The following is a 19,305-nucleotide window of genomic DNA, read 5'->3' on the forward strand; positions in this document are numbered from 1 at the left end:
TCGTAATTAATTATTGACATTAAAGCTAAATACAGTACGCTAAAAACAGCGTGTTAAAAACAAAAATATAAAAATAAAAATTTAAACCTCCTTGGTCAGCTCAACGCAGTACTTCTGTACAGCCTCCTCCTCAACGGGCTTGGTTATGAGAGACACGATGATGAACAGCAGGAAGCCCACTGGAATTGCCCAGACTTGGTGTGGCGTAATCAGGGCCTTTGCGTTGCCAAACAGCACGTCGTTGAGGAAGAAGAAGGCATGATGCCCGAGCACGAGCTTTGCCTTCAGCCATGCGTAGAGGTGCAGTGGGGTCATGACTATTGCTGTTGTCCACATCGCCGCTCTCGTTGCCCTCTTCCACCACAGTCCCAGCACAAGTCCTGGACCGAGGGCGGAGATGATGACGACGAATGCCCATCCTGACAGGTCAAGCACAAGTCCCGGCGGGTTGATGGCAACGAGGAATCCCACGATCAGGAATATTACTGAGATTATCCTGGCCAGAGTCACCGGCTTCTCCTTAGCAAACTTGCTCTTCAGAAGCATGTCTCCCCAGTCCCTTGTCAGAAGAGTGTTGACAACCATAACCCATCCTGCTGCAGTTGACATTGCAATTGCTAAACCGCCAGCACAGAGGATACCGAGAACCCATGGATTCTGTAAGGCCTCAACTGCTGCAATCATTGAGTAGTCAGTCCACCCTCCAACTCCATACTGGGCCATGTAGCTCTGAAGGATTTTGACCGCATTGGCTCCCTCTCCTCCCATCGGGCCTGTTTCAATCATAAGCTTTGAGGCAGCACCGATAATTTCCAGAGCCATGTAGAAAATGCCTGCAGCGAGAGTGCACCAGAAAATGCTTCTTCTTGCGGTCTTGATGTCCATGGTTGTGAAGAACCTCACGACGGTGTAGGGCATCGTTGCGAATCCGTAGTGCCAGACGAAGAACCAGCCAATAACTGCAATCCACGTTCCGCTGAGGAGGTGGGGTGGCTCAGGGTCGCTCGGGGTGTTCCAGAACTTGGGATTGTTGGCCAAAACAGCCTCGTAAAATCCTCCAAGTCCTCCGAGCTTGATAACAATTACTGCAGCAGCAATAACTGCAGCAACAGTCATCAGGAACGCCTGGAAGGCAGCGTTCCAGCTCGTTGCTATCATTCCGCCCCACACAACGTAGAGCATCACTATAATCGTTCCAACTATCAGTCCAATGATGTAGGGCACTTTTGCGACAGCTAACAGGAAGAGGGCCATACCCACAAGCGAGAGCGTTATGTAGAGCACCGCACCAATCACTGTAACTATACCCACAAGCCATCTGAGCCTCTGGTCGTTGTACCTGTCAGCGTAGTAGTCAGCAAAGCTTGTTGGTGCGTACTTTCTCAGTGCTGATGCTGTCAGCAGAGTTGCAATGGGCATTCCAGCAATTATGGCCGACATCGCCCACCAGAAGGGGTAGCCGAGGATGAAGATGTATGCCGGTAGTCCGAGCATCGAAGCAGGGCTCAGGTAAGTAGATTCCAGTGCAAGACCGTTAACAACAGCGCCAACCTGCCTTCCAGCAACGTAGTAGTCTGTAGCGCTCTTCAGCCTTTGCCTCGAATAGTATCCTATTATAATTATGGCCAGGAAGTACAGCACTGTAATTCCTATGACCGGTGCCTCCACCTGAGCCATTACGAACCACCTCTCGCTTCTTCAGCCTTCTCCGGGAAGTAGAAGTATATTATCGACATGAACAGCGGTATCAAGAACGTCCCTAGGAACGACGCGTACCAGAAAGCTGCCGTCGGTATGTGGTTTATCCCTGCAGTCGCTTCCCCAATCCAGCAAAGTGCCACAAAGCCGTAGTACACTACCAAACCTACCCAAAACACTTTCGGCGGCCAAGGCATTTTCTCACCTACCTTCTCTATTGTTTGTGATAAATCCAACATATTTAAATTTTTTCATTTATGAACACAACTAATGTTGATTGATATTTAAAATGAGTGTATCTGCAAAAGCTTTATATTGCCAGATTTGTTAATTATAAAAAATGCTGCCGCCTAAAGAGTTTTTGAGAAAAATAAAACCCTTCAATCTACTGAAAGAGGAAGAGCTTGAGAAAATAGTTGGCGAGCTGGAAGTGGAGGCTTACGAGGAGGGCGAGGAGATAATAAAGCGCGGGGAGAACAGCAATTACGTTTACTTCGTTTACTCTGGCGTTGTCGGAGTATATGAAAATGGAGAGCTAATTGACCGGTTCTCAAGGGGAGAAATATTTGGCCTTACGCATAACCCGCAGAGGGTTGCTGTAGCTGAGGAGGACACGATTTGCTACCTCATCAAGAAAGACGTCTTCATGGACATCATGGAAAAAAACAAGCTTTTCTCAGACTTTTTCAAATCTTTTGAGGAGAAAAGGTTTAGCAGAATTCCTGACCTCTTCAGGGAGGAAGAAATTACTGACAGGTTATTTCTGACAAGAGTTGGAGAGCTTATTTCAAAAAAACCGGTTGTCTGCAGTCCATACACGTCAATCAGAGACGCTGCAATTAAGATGGAGCTTAACGGAGTCGGTTCGATTGTGGTGGTGGATGACAATCTCAAACCCCTCGGAATACTAACGAGCAAGGACTTTAGAACCTTCATTATCTACGGAAAAAGCCACCAGGAAAAAGTTTCCGCGTACATGACTTCTCCAGTAGTTGCTGTTGACTACTCAACACCGGTGTTCGAGGCCCATCTCGAGCTACTGAAGAGGGGCATAAATCACCTTGTTGTCACAGAGAACGGAAAGGTGAGGGGCGTAATAACGGCCAACGACATCTTAACACTCTTTGAGCCAACAACCTCCCTCATCGTGCTGTACAGAAAACTGAAAAAGGCCAAGAGCCTCGAAGAAATAAAAAACACGTTTAAGAATTTGACAAAATCGATTTCTTCCCTTGTAATGCGAGGTATGCACTTCTACGACCTTTCCAACATACTGACGGAAATCTACGACTATCTGGTTGTAAAGGTGATTGAGATGGAAAAGGAGAGATTTGAGAGGGAGTGGGGAAAGCTGCCCTCTTTCGCATGGGTGCACATGGGAAGCTCAGCCAGGAAGGAGCAGGTAATTGCAACCGACCAGGACAACGCAATCGTTCATGAGGGTGACGGAGAGGGGCTCAGCCAATTTGCGGAGAGTGTCAACAACGCTCTCGATTACGTTGGAATTCCGAAATGCAGGGGAGGGTACATGGCGATGAACTGGTGCAAGAGCGTTGAAGAGTGGAAAAGCGTTTTTTCAGAGTGGTTTATCAAGCTGACACCAGACAACCTCAGATTCCTCTCAGTATTTCTCGACCTGAGGGTCATCTACGGAGACGAAAAACTCTGCAAAGAGTTGATTGAGCACATCAAGAGGGAGCACACTTCTCAATCCCTACGATACCTCGCCTACGATGCCACGATAGCGGAACCTCCCCTTGGGCTTTTTGGGTTAAGAATGAAGAAGGAAATTGACCTAAAGATGAACGGAATATACCCTATTGTAAACGGTGTGAGGGTTCTTGCTTTAGAGCACGGATTAATCGAAGTAACTAACACGAGGGAAAGGCTGGAAGAGCTTAAGGAGGCTCATGTAATGGACGCAGACCTTGCCGAGTCCCTTAAGGAAACTTACGAGTTTCTCCAGGATTTAAGGCTTAGACTCCAGGCGAAAGAGGTTGTTGAGGGCAAAAAAGCTGATAACGTCATCAAAGTGTCTGAGATCGACAGAATCGAGGCCTTCGTCCTTAAAGAGGGCTTCAAGGTTATCAAAAAGTTCCAGAACTTTTTAAAGGGGCATTACAGCATTGAGAGGGGTCTTTAATGGAGGGCAGTTTAAGGAAAGTACAGTTTCTGTCGATAGACCTGGAAACCACAGGCTTAAACCAGAAAAAAGATGAAATCATCGCAATAGGAGCAGTCCCAATAATCGGAACAAGAATTTTGGCCGGAGAAAGCTACTACAGGCTTCTCAGACCGGAAAAATTCAAGCATGAGTCGATGAAGTTCCACGGCCTCGACCCCGCAAGACTGAAGACGGCACACGACTTCTCAGAGATTGCTGAAGAAGTTGCGGACCTCTTAAGGGGAAAGGTGCTGGTGGGTTACGCGATAGAACTCGACTATGGCTTCCTAAAGAGAGCTTTAAAGAGAGAGGGCTACAAAGTGGAGAACAAGAGGATAGATGTTATAGACTTCGAAAAGGCGGTCTGCTACATTCTCGGAGAGAGACCGGTAGGGGAAATGACTCTGGACAATTTGGCAAAGAAATACAGGGTTGAGGTAAGCTACAGGCACAACGCCCTCGCCGATGCCTTCATAACGGCCCAGATTTTTCAGGTTCAGCTTCTTAAAATTCTGAAGTACGGAATAAAAACTATCGATATGCTGTTTGATCTTATAAAGAGAGTTGAGAGAGACCGCCAGTATCACATTTTCTAATATTTCTACAATTTTTTAAAGTTTGAAATCGAAAAACTTATACATTTGAAAATTACCAAATTATTAATACTGCATGGAGGGATTGTATTGAGTAGTGTGGAGGAGTATATGGATTATATGAAAAAATTGCTCGGTGCTGAAGACCTCTTTGACAGGGATGAGCCCCTCAAGGGCGTTAGGGTTCTTGAGGTTTGCAGCGTCGTTCTCGGACCTGCAGCAACAGACTATCTGGCTGAGTTTGGGGCAGAGGTGATAAAGTTCGAAGCCCGCAGGGGAGACCAGATGCGCTACGTCACTCCGTACGCCTACTTCTGGAGAAACCTCTCTCCGGGACTGCTGGAGCAGAACCACAACAAGTACTGGGTTGGCATGCACCTCGGCCACCCTAAGGCGAGAGAGCTCTTCTACGAGTTCGTGAAGCGGAGCGATGTGGTCGTGGACAACCTCACTCCCGGAAGGCTTTCAAAGTGGGGTATTAGCTACGACAGGCTGAGAGAGATTAATCCGAGGATTATACAGCTTCACGTCTCTGGTTTCGGAAGCTGGGGACCATACACTGGAAGAACTTCCTACGATGCGATTGCTCAGAGCGAGGGTGGCTTGGCTTACATTACTGGCTTTGAGGGGAGAGGCCCGCTCAAGTCGGGTGTGTGGATTGCTGACTGGACAACTGCTCTGATGTGTGCAGTTGCTATCGTTGCAGCCCTGAACTACAGGGAGAGGACAGGAGAAGGGCAGTACATCGACTATTCTCAGGTTGAGAACGTCATCAGATTTCTGGACTGGACTTGGACCTACGTGGATATGACAGGAGAGAACAGGGAGAGAGTGGGGAACAGGGATCTGGCAATCTGCCCCTCTGACCTATTCGACTGCAAGGATGGATGGGTTGCAATCGTTGCTTTCAGCGAAGAGGAGTTCAAAGGCCTGTGCCAGGCTATGGGGAGAATGGATCTCTACGAGAAGTTTGCCGACCCGCTTGAGAGGCTGAAGGATGAGAATGCGAGGCTGATTCTGAAGGAAATTGCTGAGTGGGCAAAAACCAAGACGGTTAAGGATGTTGAGGAGCTTGCAGACAAATACGGCTTTGCAGCCTCACATGTTATTGAGGTTGACGAGGCCTACTACAGCGAGCATCTGAGGGAGAGGGGGGCAATTATGGCCTACGACGACCCACTGTATGGGGAATTTGTTGAACCTTGCTACCCGCCAAGGATGGAAACGCCTTCAAGGCTGAAGTGGGGTGCGAGGCCATTGGGCTTTGACAATGAGTTTGTACTGACAAAGTACCTCGGCCTGAGCATGGATGAAATCGAGCAGCTTTACGAGGAGGGCGTCATCTACAGGTGGAATCCAGACGTGAAGCCGCAGTGCCCTCCGCCGGACTGGGACGGAAAGAAGGGGTTGAAGTTCCCGTGAGGTGATAGAATGGAGGAGAAGGCGATTGTTGGAATGGCCCTCGACCCCCAGTATGCCAGATTCATCTACAACGAAACCAATCCCGACGACGTGATGAGAAAGCCCGAGGCAATAGACGACATGGTCGTCCTTGATATGAGCTACGGGAACTACGCCGGGCTGTTTGCATCGTCTCTGCTTGCTGAGCTTGGGGCGGAGGTTATCAGGATCGAGCCGCCTGAAGGAGACATTGCCAGAAAAATGACGCCTTACGGCATAATGGTCAAGGATGCAGGTTTGGCTTATCTGACTGAGGGAAGAAACAAGTTTCACGTTACGCTCAACATTGAAAAGGAAGAGGGCAGAGAACTCCTTAAGAGGCTTGTCAAGAAGGCCGATGTTCTTATTGAATCCTTCAAGCCGGGATACATGGATTCTCTGGGCATTGGCTACAGGCATCTGAAAGAAATCAATCCCGGACTGATTTACTGTGCTGTAAACACCTACGGCCAGTTCGGAGAGGATGCGAAGAAGCATTCAAATCAGCCCGACTATGACATGACTGATCAGGCTAGGGGAGTTGTAATGTCGGTGACAGGCGAGCCAGAGCTTGACCCTGAAGTTCCACAGGAGTACAAGAAACCTCTCAAACACGGAAACTGGATGGGGTGGTATGTTGGCGGTACGTGGGCGGCTTTTGGAATTCTTTTGGCGATGTTCTACAAGAGAAAGACGGGAAAGGGGCAGATGATTGATGCCGCCCCGCCAGAGGGGATGATGGCAATCTCCAACTACCTGATGCAGTACTTCCACCTCACCAAGAACAAGATGGTAAGGGCTGGCAATTTCGACTACGCTGTCTTCCCCTACACCTACGTGAGATGCAAGGACGGCTACGCCTTCATGTCGGGCTTCACTGATCCAAACTGGGCTGCCCTCTGCGAGATAATGAACCGCCCCGATCTGCAGCAGCAGTTCCCCACAATCAAGGAAAGGCTGACTCCAGAGAACCAGCCCAAGATTCAGCATGAGATTGAGAAGTTCACAATGAACTACACTGCTGCGGAGCTTCTTGAAATTGTGACTGAGTACTCAAGAAGGCCCGACAAGAAGGGGACGGTTGTTACTGGCAGATTAAACGCTCCAAAGGAGGTTCTGGACATTGAGCACTTCAAGGTCAAGAGGATGTTCGTAAAAATGAAGGACCCGCACTACGGTGAGGTGCTTGTCCCCAACTCAACGCTGAGGTTCATGTCCAAAACTCCGGGAAGAGTTAAGTGGGTCTGCAGGCCGATTGGGGCTGATAACGAGTACATTTATGGGAAGTATCTGGGTATTTCGGGTAAGAAGCTTGAGGAGCTAAAGGAGAAAGGAATTGTTTAATTTTATTTTTTGAGGTGAGAAAAATGGGCTTTATCTGGCATCCGCCAAAAGAATTGGTTGAGGAGTCCAACGTCAAGGCCTTCATGGATGCTGAGGGCTTTTCCGACTACAAGCAGATGGTTGAGAAGTCCACTGACGACATAGAGTGGTGGTGGAGCAAGGCTGTTGAGTGGCTCAATGTGGAGTGGTTCAAGCCCTACGAGAAGGTCTACGACATGTCGAAGGGCATAGAGTGGACTGACTGGTTCGTGAACGGCAGAGTAAACGCCGCTTACAACGCCTTGGACAGGCACAGAAAGAAGAGGAACAAGTTAGCGTTCATCTGGCAGGGAGAGGATGGAGAAGTGAGGAGATACACCTACCTCGAGCTTTACAGGGAAGTGAACAGGCTCGCCAACGCCCTCAAGGCCTTTGGAGTTGGGAAGGGGGACGTTGTGGCCCTCTACCTCCCAATGTTTCCTGAAACTGTCGTTACTCTCTTTGCTGCCATGAAGATTGGCGCCATTGCGATGCCGATATTCTCGGGCTATAGCTCTGCAGCCATTCAGACGAGGCTTGCTGATTCAGATGCGAAGGTTGTTGTTACAGCAGATGCAAGCTACAGAAGAGGGAGGGCTGTGCCACTCAAGCCCGAACTCGACAAGGCCCTTGAGGGGACGAAGGTTGAGAAGGTTGTTGTGGTGAACAGGGCGGACACCGAAGTTGAGATGAAGGAGGATAGGGACGTTTACTGGGATGAGGTTAAGGAGAGCAGCAGGTGTGAGACGGTTGAGATGGACCCCAACGATGCTGCTTTGCTGCTCTACACCTCAGGCACAACCGGAAAGCCGAAAGGGGTTGTTTTATCCCATGCGGGAGTGATTTTGCAGAGCAGCAAGGAGATTTTCTTCAACATGGATTTGAAGCCTGAAGACGTTTTTCTTTGGATCACCGACATTGGCTGGATGATGGGGCCTTGGCAGATTATTGGCTGCCAGCATCTCGGCGGGACTCACGTTCTCTTTGAGGGAGCCCCCGACTATCCCAACACCGACAGGATATGGGCGATGATTGAGGAGTTTGAAATTACGCAGCTTGGTGGTTCAGCGACGGTTTACAGATTGCTGAAGAGATACGGAGATGAGGCGGTAAAGCAGCACGACCTGAGCAGTTTAAAGGCTACGGGCAACACCGGAGAGCCGATAGACCACGACACGTGGATGTGGCTGCTGAAGGTCGTTGGCGAGGAGAGGTGCCCGATCATAAACCTCTCAGGAGGAACCGAGATCTTCGGCTGCTTTTTGCTTCCCTCTCCCGCAATGCCCCTCAAGCCGACAACCTTGGGCTATCCCGGATTGGGGATGGACGTGGATGTGTTTGATGACGCTGGAAACTCTGTGAGGCAGCAGATTGGATATCTGGTTTGCAAGAAGCCAGCCCCATCAATGACAAGAGGCTTCTGGAAAGACCCTGAGAGGTACATCAAGACCTACTGGAGCAGGTGGAAGGGAGTCTGGTACCACGGAGACTGGGCTTATGTTGACGAGGATGGTTTCTGGTTCCTCTTCGGCAGGGCCGATGACGTCATAAAGGTTGCAGGAAAGAGAATGGGACCTGCAGAGATTGAGACCATCGTGAACTCCATTCCTGCTGTCCAGGAGTCCGCATGCATTGGAGTTCCGCATGAGCTTAAGGGAGAGGTTGTTTGGGTTTTTGTGACTCTAAAGCCCGGCTATGAGCCGAGTGAGGAGCTGGAGAAGGAAATCGTTGACAAAATTGTGAAGGAGTTCGGAAAGCCCTTCAAGCCGGACAGGGTTGTGTTTGTCCCCGATCTGCCGAGAACGAGGAGCGGGAAGATTATGAGGAGGCTGATAAAGGCTGTTGTTGCCAAGCAGGAGCTTGGCGACACCTCAGCTCTGGAAAATCCGGACTCGCTGGAGAAGATAAAGGAGGTTTTGGGGTGAGTTTATGGAGATTGAGAGATATATCGTTCCAAAGGAGACTTGGCCCGAGATAATAATTCCTGTCGAGGTGCAGGAGTATATTGGAGAGAGGAAGGAGCTGAATCTGGCTGAAGAGTTGCTTGACCGAAATATCAGGGAAGGGCGAGGCAGAAAGGTGGCTGTTTACTTTGAGGACAGGAGAGTAACTTACAGAGACCTCTACAGGCTGAGCAACAAGATTGCCAACTTCCTTGTTGGGATAGGCGTCCAACCGTATGATAGAGTCGGTTTCAGAACGAGGAACATGCCGGAAGCAATTGCAGTGAACTTCGGCATAATGAAGGCAGGAGCCATTCCTGTGCCTCTAAACCCAATGTGGGCGGGCAAGGAGGTGTCATTCGTCTCGAACAACGCTGAAATTAAGGCCTTGTTTGTCAGCGGTGACGAGAGAGTATTCCCGGCGGTGAATGAGGTCAAGGATGAGATCAAGACTGCAAAGGCCATGGTTGTGATGGATGGGGAGAAGGAGGGCTTCATCCCCTTCTCGGAGGTTACGGCTGAGAGTGCGAAGTTTGACCCAATACTGCTCAAAATCGGAACCCCAGCACTGATTCTCTACACCTCTGGCACAACAGGCTTGCCAAAGGGCTGTGTGCACTTCGTTGAGAATGTGATATCATCAGTCTACCTCGTGGGCAAGCACGTCTGGAAGCTCACACCAGATGACGTTGTTGGAGGGCCCGCTCCGGTAAGCTTTGCGATGGGCTACGGCAACGGCTGCCTAATTCCCTACTTCCACGGTGCTGCAGCGAGCATCTGGCCGAGATTCAGCGTTGAGAACTTCTTCAAGTACGTGGAGGAGCACGGCATCACAGTCTTTTCCTCACTTCCAACATCCTACAGAATGATTCTCGCCGACCCCAAGCTGGAGGAGTACATGAACAAGTACGACATCAGCAGTCTGAGGCTCTTCACGGGCGGTGGAGAAGCTTTGGGTGCTGAGACGGCAAAGAGGTGGAAGGAGGTCTTCGGAATGGACATCTACGAGTCTCTGGGTGCTACAGAGATGCTGCACATCTGTATCGCCAACGCCTGCGCTCCCAAGCCCGTTGCTGGAAGCATAGGTTTTCCAGTGCCGGGCTATATTGCTAAGATAGTTGACCCTGAAACTGGAAAGGAGTGCGGGGCAGATGAAGTGGGGAGCTTATACATCAAAGGTCCGACCGGAATAAGATACTGGAATCACCCATCGAGAGACCTGAGCGAGAAGCAGGCGAAGAGTGTGAAGAACGGCTGGAACGTGCTCGGAGACTTCGTCAGGAAAGATGAAAACGGCTACATATACTTCGTTTCCAGAGATGACGACCTAATCAAGTCCAGCGGCTACAGAATCGGGCCAGATGAAATAGAGCAACCCCTCAACACCCATCCGGCAGTTGCCGAGTGTGCTGTCATAGGCGTTCCTGACCCAGAGGGAATCAGGGGACAGGTAGTGAAGGCCATAATAAGGCTCAAGGAGGGTTATACTCCAGACGAGAAGCTCAAGGAGGACATTTTAGCCTTCCTTGAAAAGCACATCGCCAAGTACAAGCTACCGAGGATAATTGAGTTTACGGATAAACCTCTGCCAAGAACACCCACAGGAAAGCTGCTGAGAAGGCTGTTGAAGCAGAGTAGCTGATTTTTCTTTTTTTAAAAAGAATATTTTTTATTTTTTGATGTCGATTTTAACATTTTCTAAATTGGCCGCGTTCTTGAGAAATCTTCAATTTCTACAAATTTTCTTAAAAATTCTTCAGTAAATTCTCTAATTCATGCAAAAAACTTTTAAATCTGGCATGAAATCCTGAGTACATGAGTGACGGAAATGTCGCATGGATACTCGCATCCACGGCCCTTGTAATGCTGATGGTGCCGGGAGTGGGGTTCTTTTACGCAGGAATGGTAAGGAGAAAGAATGCAGTTAACATGATTGCGCTGAGCTTCATATCACTCATAATCACGGTTTTGCTGTGGATATTCTACGGCTACTCGGTGAGCTTCGGAAATGACATCTCTGGAATCATTGGAGGGCTGAATTATGCACTGCTAAGCGGAGTTAAGGGGGAGGATTTGCTGTTCATGATGTACCAGATGATGTTCGCCGCTGTCACAATTGCAATCCTCACCTCCGCAATTGCTGAGAGAGCAAAAGTTTCATCGTTCATTCTCCTCAGCGCTCTGTGGCTTACGTTCGTTTACGCCCCCTTCGCACACTGGCTTTGGGGTGGGGGGTGGCTGGCAAAGCTCGGCGCCCTCGACTTTGCTGGAGGTATGGTTGTTCACATAAGCTCGGGATTTGCTGCACTTGCAGTCGCGATGACGATAGGTAAGAGGGCGGGATTCGAGGAGTACTCGATAGAGCCACACAGCATTCCGCTGACGCTCATTGGCGCTGCCCTGCTTTGGTTTGGGTGGTTCGGATTCAACGGCGGAAGTGCATTGGCTGCAAACGATGTGGCCATCAACGCCGTGGTGGTCACAAACACCTCAGCAGCAGTAGCAGGGTTTGTCTGGATGGTAATTGGATGGATTAAGGGAAAGCCGGGGAGTCTTGGGATAGTGAGCGGTGCAATTGCTGGGCTTGCCGCCATAACCCCCGCAGCAGGCTTTGTGGATGTAAAGGGAGCGATTGTCATAGGTCTTGTGGCTGGAATAGTATGCTACCTTGCTATGGACTTCAGAATAAAGAAGAAGATAGACGAGAGCCTTGATGCTTGGGCGATTCACGGAATAGGCGGTTTATGGGGAAGTGTTGCAGTTGGCATTCTTGCAAATCCGGAGGTTAACGGATATGCAGGCCTACTGTTCGGAAATCCGCAACTGCTAGTTTCACAACTGATTGCGGTTGCATCCACAACAGCCTACGCCTTCCTCGTGACGCTGATACTGGCAAAGGCTGTTGATGCCGCTGTGGGGCTGAGGGTTAGCTCGCAGGAGGAGTACGTCGGTCTCGACCTGTCGCAGCATGAGGAGGTTGCCTACACGTGAGGTGGTGGAGATGAAGATGGTTGTCGCTGTAATAAGGCCCGAGAAGCTTGAGTGCGTTAAGAAAGCTTTGGAAGAGAGAGGGTTTGTCGGAATGACCGTTACAGAGGTGAAGGGCAGGGGGGAGCAGAAGGGTATAAGGCTTCAGTTCAGGGGAAGAGAGGTGGAGGTTGATTTGCTCCAGAAGACGAAGGTGGAGGTTGTGGTGAGCGACGATGCTGTTGATGAGGTTGTGGAGGCGATAGTGAGTTCGGCAAGAACTGGGAAGTTCGGTGATGGGAGGATATTCGTTATTCCAGTGGAGAAGTCAGTCAAGATAAGGACGGGTGAGGAGGAAGTTTAACGAGAAGAATTATCTGAGCCGAATCTTCCTTCTATTTTTGTAAAGCTTACGTCGATAAAGACGGCTATAAGGATTGCAGGCAGCGCTCCGGCTATAACCTTCTCGGTGTTGAAGCTCGCCAAGCCCTCAAACACAAGCCTTCCGAGCCCCCCACTACCAATAATAGCAGTTAGAATGGCTATGCTGTTGGCAAGAATCCCTGCAAACTTTATCCCCGCAAACATCGGGGCGTAGGCGTTGGGGAGGCGGATGTAGCGGATGATTTGGAAGTCAGTGAGGCCTATGCCCCTCGCAGCATCAATGGTAGCCTCATCAACGCTCATCATCCCAACGTAGGTGTTTCTGACTATCGGTAAAAGAGCTCTCAGAACGATGGCGAAAACGGCTGGAGTGAAGCCTATTCCGAGGAAGGGGACGACAAGCGCAACAACGGCAAAGCTCGGAACTGCCTGAACGACGTTGGCGAAGGCCATAATAACCGATGCAAGCTTCCTGCTGTAAACCGAGGCGATGGCGAGGGGGATGGCAAGGGCTATGCTTACGGCCAGCGCCCCATAGGTTAGAAGGAGGTGCTCGTAGGTGGCAGCGAGAACCTTCAGCAGCTCAATCATACTCTCCCCTGAATTTTCTGCTCAAAACTCTCTCAACAGCCCCGGCAAAGGCGTCGAGCAATACAGCAAGAATCCCAACCCATAAACCCGCAACGAGTATGAGGAGCTTGTCGTAGAGATGAATCCCCGTCTGAAGTGGTGCTCCAAGCCCACCTGCAGCAATTAACCCTCCCAGAGTAACCACACCCATCGTGAAAACCACCGCAATCCTGATTCCTCCCATGATTAGGGGAAGAGCCAAGGGGAATCTCACCTTCAGCAGAATTTCCCTCTCAGACATCCCTATTGCCCTCGCAATCTCGATGTACTCCTCGCTGACTGTAACAAGGCCTGTGTAAGTGTTCCTTGCTATGGGGAGAATGGAGTAGAGTATACATGCTGCAATTGTTGGAACCATTCCCAAACCGAGAATTGGGAGTAGGAGGACCAGCAGAGCAAGAGTGGGAATCGTTTCGATGACATTCAGAGCGTTGAAGGTGAGGCTCTCAATCTTGCGGTGCCTGTAAATCAAAACGCCGAGGAGCACTCCCACAATGACTGACACTGCGAGGGAGACTGAAAACATGTAGAGGTGTTCGAGAGTTCTCTCCGTAAGCCTGTGAAGCTCCCAGATTTCAATAAGGGTGGTTAAAAAGCTGCCGTCGGTCATATCAGCCTCATCAAAATCTCGTTTGAGAGCAGAACTCCTGCCACCTCTCCCTTTTCCTCAACCACACCCACGAACTCACCGCTCTCCCTCAGCTCAAGCAGCGCTGAAACCAAAGAGTCTGAAGGGGCAAAGGATTTAACCTCCCTTGCGTATTCCGAGATTTTCCCCTCTCTGCCAGCAATGTCCTTCAGAAAAACCGCTCTCCCCGAATCGAGGAATCCCACCTCCACTCCCCTTTTCCTGAACTCCTTCAGAGCCTCGGCAACCTCCATGTTCTGAATAAGATACTTTTCGGCGGAAATCATGAAATCCTTAACCTTCAGAGTGTCAAGGTGCCGGAACTTCCTTCTCGCTCCAGTTATGTCCTCTACAAATTCGTTTGCAGGATTGATGATGAGCTCTTCCGGCTCTCCAACCTGCACGAGCCTTCCCTCATTCATTATTGCAATTCTGTCCCCAAGCCTGAAGGCCTCTTCAACATCATGAGTAACAAAAACGATTGTTTTTCCAAGCTCCTCCTTTATCCTCGCAAACTCCTCCTGAAGCTGCTTCCTCAAAATTGGATCGAGAGCGCCGAAAGGCTCGTCCATAAGCAGTAAAGGCGGGTTGAGGGCAAGAGCCCTCGCCAGACCAACTCTCTGCTGCTGCCCCCCGCTCAGCTGCCATGGATACCGCTCCGCAAATTCTATGGGCAAATCAACGAGTTTGAGGAGCTCATCTACTCTCTGCCTAATCTTCTCCTCCTCCCAGCCCTCAAGCTTTGGAATCAAGCCGATATTCTCCCACACCTTCATGTGGGGGAAGAGGCCAATCTGCTGTATCACATAACCAATGTTTCTTCTCAACCTTACCGCATCGATTTCGCTTATGTCCTGCCCGTTTATCAGCACTCTGCCCTCATCAGGCTCAACAAGCCTGTTAATCATCCTGAGCGTTGTGGTTTTCCCCGAACCACTCGGCCCGATGAGAGCAAGCAACTCTCCACCTTCAACGGTGAGGTTCAGCTCCCTCACCGCAAAAAAGTTTCCGTATCTCTTGCTTACGTTTTCCAGCACAACGTCCTCGATTCTTTTGAAAATCATTTAACGAGTCCCTGCTCCTTCAGAAAGCTCATCGCAATCTCTCTCGCATCCTTCTTTTCCACGTCATACTGATAATTCAGGGCCCTCATTGTGTCGGTGTCAATTCTGTCCTCCAGAAGCTTTAGCACTGAAATCAGCTTCTCGTCCTTGGCAGTGTTGCCATTGACGATTATTATCGCATCGTAAGGAGGTAAAGCTCCTTTATCATCCTCCAGAATCTTCAGATTGAAGAGGTCAACTCTCGAATCGGTTGTGTATGCCGGTATTACGTCAACCTGTTTGTTCTTTATTGCCTCATACATTAGCGTGGGCTCCATCTGCTTTACCTCCTTGAACTCGAAGCCGTAAACCTTCTTTATCTGCGGCAAGCCGTCAGGCCTGCTGGCAAATTCGGGGTCACTGCCAAATACAAGCTGGTCTGCAAACTCAGCGAGGTCTGAAATCTTCTCCACACCATTCTCCTCCGCCCAGTCCGCTCTAACGGCGAGGGCGTAGTCATCCCTGAATCCGAGCTTGGCGGCAACAACCACCCCATCGGCCTCAAGAAGACCCTTCTTCACCTCATCAAAAATGTACTGCTGGTCCCAAAGCTCAGGGGGCTGCTTTCTCAGGATTACGTTGTAGGCGGTGCCCGTATACTCAACATAAAGCTGAATGTCGTTCCTCTTGAGAGCCTCGTAGTTAACCAAAGTCCCTCCAAGCCCCTCCTTCACCTCTGCCTTGTATCCGTTCTCCTCTAGGAGGATTGCAATCATGTTCGCAAGAATGTACTGCTCGTTGAAGGGCTTTGAACCTATAACCACCCTCTCAGATGATTGGGAGCAGGCTGCAAGCAACAAAGCTGCCAGAAGGGCAAAAAGCAACTTCCACCTCACCTTACCACCTCTTTCAATTTAAATGATAAATCCCTTATAAAAGCTTTTTGAGGTTCGGACTCTAGCGTGATATCTCAAATTTTACAATTACATTTTCCTTGTCACCTGAAAGATTTCCGCATGTTTGTTAGCTTTCTCACGTGGCAATCTTGTTGGGGGTACAAAGATATTATGGGATGCGCTTTCAATTAGAGAGCAAAATTTTAAAAGATGAAGAAAAACCCCACTTATGGAGCAATTATACAACATTCTGGACAACTTAAACCTCATTACCTTCCTAATAACTCCCGATTTTGAGATAACATACGAGAATAGGAAAGCAAAAGAAATTTTTGGAGATGTTGTTGGAAAGAAGTGTTACGAGGTTATGCATGGTCTGACATCATCACCAACCTTCTGCAGAATAATCGCAGCTCAAATAAGCTATTAATGGACAGATATGGGGGTAAAATTACAATAAGGGATAACGAACCACAAGGAACGATTTTTGAATTAAAACTAAAATGTCCTGAGTGAAAATCCCTCAATTCACTCTACAACTCAAATTACCCTGTCAGCGGTAATCATCGAGAGTGTTGCAATGATTCCGTCATAAGCAACAACGAAAAGGATTCTGAAGAAGTCAAGATATCCTGTTAAAGCATTATCAACGATTACAACGGTGGAGCTTATCAGCGGGAAGATGACAGGGAAAAGCACAACTGGCAGAAGCATCTCCCTTGCTCTGGAGTGGGAAAGGAGGGGGGAGAGGGATGTGATTGAGACGGACAAAGCAGCGTTGCAGACAGCAAATGCTGCAAACGCGGAGATAAAGTTGCCTTCGACGTCGAAGAGGGCGTAACAGATGGGAAAAATTAATGCCTGAACGGAAAGCATGAGGCAGAGGTTGAAAACTACCTTCCCACCAATTATCTCCTGAGGCGTTAGCGGAGAGGCTTTAAGACCTTCAATCGTCCCAGAATCGTACTCTTTTAAAAAGGAGGTGGAGTAGCCAAGCATTCCGGTAAGGAAGAAAATGATGAGGAGGAGAGGTGAAAACAGCTCACCCGGCTTCGGAATTGCTGCGCTGAAAAGAAATGCCGCTGTTAGGCTGAAAAGGAGCATCAAACTGATGTTCGACTTGGCCTTAAGCTCAAGCCTTAAGTCCTTCTTTGCAAGCTCAAGCAACCTCATTAATGGCCTCCAAAGCTCTTTCAAAGCTACCTCCATTGTAAACGAGCTGTCCATCCCGCAAAACGATGAAGGCCTCGCAAACTTTGGCCTCGTTAAGATTGTGAGTTGTAAAGAGCAGTGTCCCTTGGAAAGTACCTACAATTTCGAGAACTTTTTTTCTTACTGTCGCATCAAGTCCAGACGTCACCTCGTCGAGAATAAGCAAATCCGGGTCGTTTATTAGGGCTTTAGCCATTGAAACCCTCTGCAAGTAACCCCTGGAAAGCTCACTGACCTTAGTGTCAAGATACTCCAAAAAGTCGAATTTCCGAGCTAACTCTTCCAGTTTGGGTTTACTGTTGTATATTCCCGCGTAGAATTCTAAATTTTCCCTAACCGTAAGCTCTCCGTAGAGCATTGGATTGTGAGTGGCAATGCCAATCCTCTCCCTCACATCCGGAGAGGCAGAAGGGTCCTTTCCGAAAACCTTTACCTCACCCTCGGTTGGCCTTAGTATTCCTGCAACCATTTTAACCAGAGTTGACTTTCCCGCACCGTTTTGTCCAAGTACAGCTACCCTTCCAGCGTCAACTTCGAAATTGAGGTTCTTTAAGACGAGTTTCCTTCCGAATCGCTTCGAGAGATTTCTAACCTCTATCATACTGCATCTCAGTCCAGAACTCCCTTCGCGCTTCTGTAATCATTTCCATTTTTTGTCAAAGCTTTTTTCAGCGATATAGCAACTGCCTTAACCGCAGCCTCCATTTTGTGGTGGGAATTGCTCCCCTTAACGCTAAGGTAAACGTTCAAGCCAGCATTTCTGCAGAGGGTGTCGAGGAAGTGGAGAAAGTCCTCTTCCCTCATCTCACCATCCCCAAAAGTCCCCTCCACCACAAGCACGCCTCTCCCGCTGAAGTCGAGACCGCAGATTGCTACAGCATCATCCATTGGAACGATGGCATCTCCAAACCTCTCCAAACCCTTTTTATCCACCCCGGCAAGAGCCTTTCCGAGCGCGATGGCAACATCCTCTATAACGTGGTGCTCAAGGTCTCCCTTTGCCTTCACTCTCAGCTTTATCCCGGAGTGCCTTGAAAGCGTTTTCAGCATGTGGTCGAGAAAAGCGATGCCAGTATCAACTTTCAGCTCTTCTCCAAGAACGACTTCCACCTCTGTCTCCTCCGTTTTCCTGCTAAACTTTTTCATACTCCACCTTTATTGCTTCCTCAAATTTAAGCTTTTTAGTGTACAAAGCCGAGCCAATCACAACTCCTGCAGCCCCAACCCTCTTTGCGAATCTGATGTCCTCTATGCTGCTAATCCCTCCCGCGACGTAAACCGGATTTCTGAGGCTTTTCACAACTTCCTCAATTCTTTCCCTCTCTATTCCGGAAACCAGCCCCTCAACATCGATGTTGGTGTAGAGGAATGAAACGTCGAGGTCATCATAGAGCTCTGCAAGCTGCACGGGTGTAAGCTCCACCACCTCCTTCCAGCCCTTCACAGCAACTCTGCCCTTCTTCGAGTCTATGGCAACCATGACCCTCCCCTTCCATTTCTTGGCGAACTCTCTGAGCTCCTCAACCCTCTCTACAGCAATCGTCCCGAAAATAACCCTGTCCACACCAAGCTCAAAAAGTCTCTCAGCAACTCTGAAATCCCTTATTCCCCCACCAACCTGCACCTCTGCCATTTTCGCAATCTCAGCGATAATCTCCTCGTGCCTCAGCCTTCCCTGAAAGGCGCCGCTCAAATCAATGACGTGCAAAACCTTCGCTCCTATCTCAACCCATTGCTTTGCAACTTCAATGGGGTTGGTAGCCTCAAAGGTTACCTCATCCTCTTTACCCTGCCTCAACCTTACAACCTTCCCATCCTTGAGGTCTATGGCGGGAATAACTCGAAACATCTTAAGGAGTGGGAAGAAAAGGTTAAAAAATTATTTGATGCAGACAACAGGCTGCTTTGCGTGCAGTATAACCTGCTGAGCAACACTGCCGAAGAGCAATTTACCAGCAGGCCTCCTTTTTCTCACTCCTATCACAATCATCGAGGCTTCAACTTCATCAGCAAACTCCACTATGTCCTCTTCCGGCTCCTTGCCCCTCACGAGCAGATGCTTCTCGGCCTCAACACCCCTGTTCTCAGCAAGACTTACGACGTAGTCCAGCAACCTCTCGCCTGCTTCAATCTCCTTTGCACTCGTTTTATCCCCACCGTAGAGGGAGTGAACGAAGAGAAGCTTCTCTCCCCTCAATTTCGCCTCCTCAATGGCAAAATCCACGACCCTTGGTGTTCTGTCTGAGTGGTCCACAGCGACAACAATTGCCATAAAACTGATAATAAATCACTTATAAATAGCTTTGTCCGGAGGTAGGGATTGATGGTTTCAATAACTATTTTGA

20 protein-coding genes are annotated in these 19,305 nt (G+C 49.2%); 9 read left to right on the forward strand and 11 right to left on the reverse strand.

The window, feature by feature from the left end; all coding sequences use genetic code 11:
* Positions 1-81: 81 nt before the first annotated feature.
* Together AF_RS04905 and AF_RS04910 are read right to left on the reverse strand one after the other, a co-directional pair.
* A complete protein-coding gene (locus tag AF_RS04905) occupies positions 82-1,677 on the reverse strand; it encodes a sodium:solute symporter family protein (protein WP_010878469.1) in 1,596 nt (531 codons plus the stop codon).
* The gene (locus AF_RS04910) at positions 1,677-1,856 is read right to left on the reverse strand and encodes a hypothetical protein (protein ID WP_231487637.1); all 180 of its coding nucleotides are present in this window, start codon (positions 1,854-1,856) and stop codon (positions 1,677-1,679) included. The genes AF_RS04905 and AF_RS04910 overlap by 1 nt, the downstream gene beginning before the upstream one ends.
* Before the next feature lie 182 nt (positions 1,857-2,038).
* Here AF_RS04910 and AF_RS04915 point away from each other — a divergent pair, with 182 nt between their 5' ends.
* The 8 genes from AF_RS04915 (at position 2,039) to AF_RS04950 (ending at position 12,531) form a co-directional block, all read left to right on the forward strand.
* The gene (locus tag AF_RS04915) at positions 2,039-3,841 is read left to right on the forward strand and encodes a CBS domain-containing protein (protein WP_010878471.1); all 1,803 of its coding nucleotides are present in this window, start codon (positions 2,039-2,041) and stop codon (positions 3,839-3,841) included.
* Positions 3,841-4,458 (forward strand): exonuclease domain-containing protein, encoded by a 618-nt coding sequence (locus AF_RS04920; protein ID WP_010878472.1) that lies wholly within the window; start codon positions 3,841-3,843, stop codon positions 4,456-4,458. The genes AF_RS04915 and AF_RS04920 overlap by 1 nt, the downstream gene beginning before the upstream one ends.
* A 117-nt stretch (positions 4,459-4,575) precedes the next feature.
* Positions 4,576-5,877 carry a CoA transferase gene (locus AF_RS04925; protein WP_244372812.1) on the forward strand — a complete coding sequence of 434 codons (1,302 nt, stop codon included), beginning with the start codon at positions 4,576-4,578 and terminating at the stop codon, positions 5,875-5,877.
* 9 nt (positions 5,878-5,886) lie between these two features.
* Complete coding sequence (locus AF_RS04930) at positions 5,887-7,239, forward strand: CoA transferase (RefSeq protein ID WP_010878474.1); 1,353 nt, start codon at positions 5,887-5,889, stop codon at positions 7,237-7,239.
* Between the two features lie 23 nt (positions 7,240-7,262).
* The gene (locus tag AF_RS04935; protein ID WP_048064661.1) at positions 7,263-9,182 is read left to right on the forward strand and encodes an AMP-binding protein; all 1,920 of its coding nucleotides are present in this window, start codon (positions 7,263-7,265) and stop codon (positions 9,180-9,182) included.
* Between the two features lie 4 nt (positions 9,183-9,186).
* On the forward strand, positions 9,187-10,842 hold the full coding sequence (locus AF_RS04940; protein ID WP_010878476.1) for an acyl-CoA synthetase: 1,656 nt from the start codon (positions 9,187-9,189) through the stop codon (positions 10,840-10,842).
* Positions 10,843-11,015: 173 nt separating this feature from the next.
* Positions 11,016-12,191, forward strand: a complete 1,176-nt coding sequence (locus AF_RS04945) for an ammonium transporter (RefSeq protein WP_010878477.1) — start codon at positions 11,016-11,018, stop codon at positions 12,189-12,191.
* A gap of 10 nt (positions 12,192-12,201) precedes the next feature.
* Positions 12,202-12,531: a P-II family nitrogen regulator gene (locus AF_RS04950; RefSeq protein WP_048064662.1), complete on the forward strand. Its 330-nt coding sequence runs from the start codon at positions 12,202-12,204 to the stop codon at positions 12,529-12,531.
* Here AF_RS04950 and AF_RS04955 read toward each other — a convergent pair.
* From AF_RS04955 to AF_RS04970, 4 genes are read right to left on the reverse strand one after another with little or no spacing between them, the layout of a single operon-like run.
* Positions 12,528-13,142, reverse strand: coding sequence for an ABC transporter permease (locus AF_RS04955; RefSeq protein ID WP_010878479.1), 615 nt, complete (start codon positions 13,140-13,142; stop codon positions 12,528-12,530). The genes AF_RS04950 and AF_RS04955 overlap by 4 nt on opposite strands.
* The gene (locus AF_RS04960; protein ID WP_010878480.1) at positions 13,135-13,791 is read right to left on the reverse strand and encodes an ABC transporter permease; all 657 of its coding nucleotides are present in this window, start codon (positions 13,789-13,791) and stop codon (positions 13,135-13,137) included. The genes AF_RS04955 and AF_RS04960 overlap by 8 nt, the downstream gene beginning before the upstream one ends.
* On the reverse strand, positions 13,788-14,873 hold the full coding sequence (locus AF_RS04965) for a betaine/proline/choline family ABC transporter ATP-binding protein (RefSeq protein WP_010878481.1): 1,086 nt from the start codon (positions 14,871-14,873) through the stop codon (positions 13,788-13,790). The genes AF_RS04960 and AF_RS04965 overlap by 4 nt, the downstream gene beginning before the upstream one ends.
* The gene (locus AF_RS04970; RefSeq protein ID WP_010878482.1) at positions 14,870-15,748 is read right to left on the reverse strand and encodes a glycine betaine ABC transporter substrate-binding protein; all 879 of its coding nucleotides are present in this window, start codon (positions 15,746-15,748) and stop codon (positions 14,870-14,872) included. The genes AF_RS04965 and AF_RS04970 overlap by 4 nt, the downstream gene beginning before the upstream one ends.
* Before the next feature lie 229 nt (positions 15,749-15,977).
* On the opposite strand from AF_RS04970, the gene AF_RS04975 reads away from it, so the two are divergent.
* Positions 15,978-16,178, forward strand: a complete 201-nt coding sequence (locus AF_RS04975; RefSeq protein ID WP_048064312.1) for a PAS domain-containing protein — start codon at positions 15,978-15,980, stop codon at positions 16,176-16,178.
* A 110-nt stretch (positions 16,179-16,288) separates the two neighbouring features.
* Here the strand turns inward: AF_RS04975 and AF_RS04980 are convergent, their stop codons facing one another.
* From AF_RS04980 to AF_RS05000, 5 genes are read right to left on the reverse strand one after another with little or no spacing between them, the layout of a single operon-like run.
* Positions 16,289-16,921 carry a heme exporter protein CcmB gene (locus AF_RS04980; protein WP_048064313.1) on the reverse strand — a complete coding sequence of 211 codons (633 nt, stop codon included), beginning with the start codon at positions 16,919-16,921 and terminating at the stop codon, positions 16,289-16,291.
* Complete coding sequence (locus tag AF_RS04985; RefSeq protein ID WP_010878484.1) at positions 16,908-17,561, reverse strand: ABC transporter ATP-binding protein; 654 nt, start codon at positions 17,559-17,561, stop codon at positions 16,908-16,910. Before AF_RS04985 ends, AF_RS04980 begins: the two co-directional genes overlap by 14 nt.
* A gap of 8 nt (positions 17,562-17,569) precedes the next feature.
* On the reverse strand, positions 17,570-18,106 hold the full coding sequence (locus AF_RS04990; protein ID WP_010878485.1) for an imidazoleglycerol-phosphate dehydratase: 537 nt from the start codon (positions 18,104-18,106) through the stop codon (positions 17,570-17,572).
* Positions 18,093-18,809: a 1-(5-phosphoribosyl)-5-[(5-phosphoribosylamino)methylideneamino]imidazole-4-carboxamide isomerase gene (gene hisA, locus AF_RS04995; RefSeq protein WP_010878486.1), complete on the reverse strand. Its 717-nt coding sequence runs from the start codon at positions 18,807-18,809 to the stop codon at positions 18,093-18,095. The genes AF_RS04990 and hisA overlap by 14 nt, the downstream gene beginning before the upstream one ends.
* Positions 18,810-18,839: 30 nt before the next feature.
* The gene (locus tag AF_RS05000) at positions 18,840-19,232 is read right to left on the reverse strand and encodes a universal stress protein (protein WP_010878487.1); all 393 of its coding nucleotides are present in this window, start codon (positions 19,230-19,232) and stop codon (positions 18,840-18,842) included.
* Between the last annotated feature and the right edge of the window lie 73 nt (positions 19,233-19,305).

This window comes from Archaeoglobus fulgidus DSM 4304 (assembly GCF_000008665.1).
GTDB lineage: Archaea > Halobacteriota > Archaeoglobi > Archaeoglobales > Archaeoglobaceae > Archaeoglobus > Archaeoglobus fulgidus.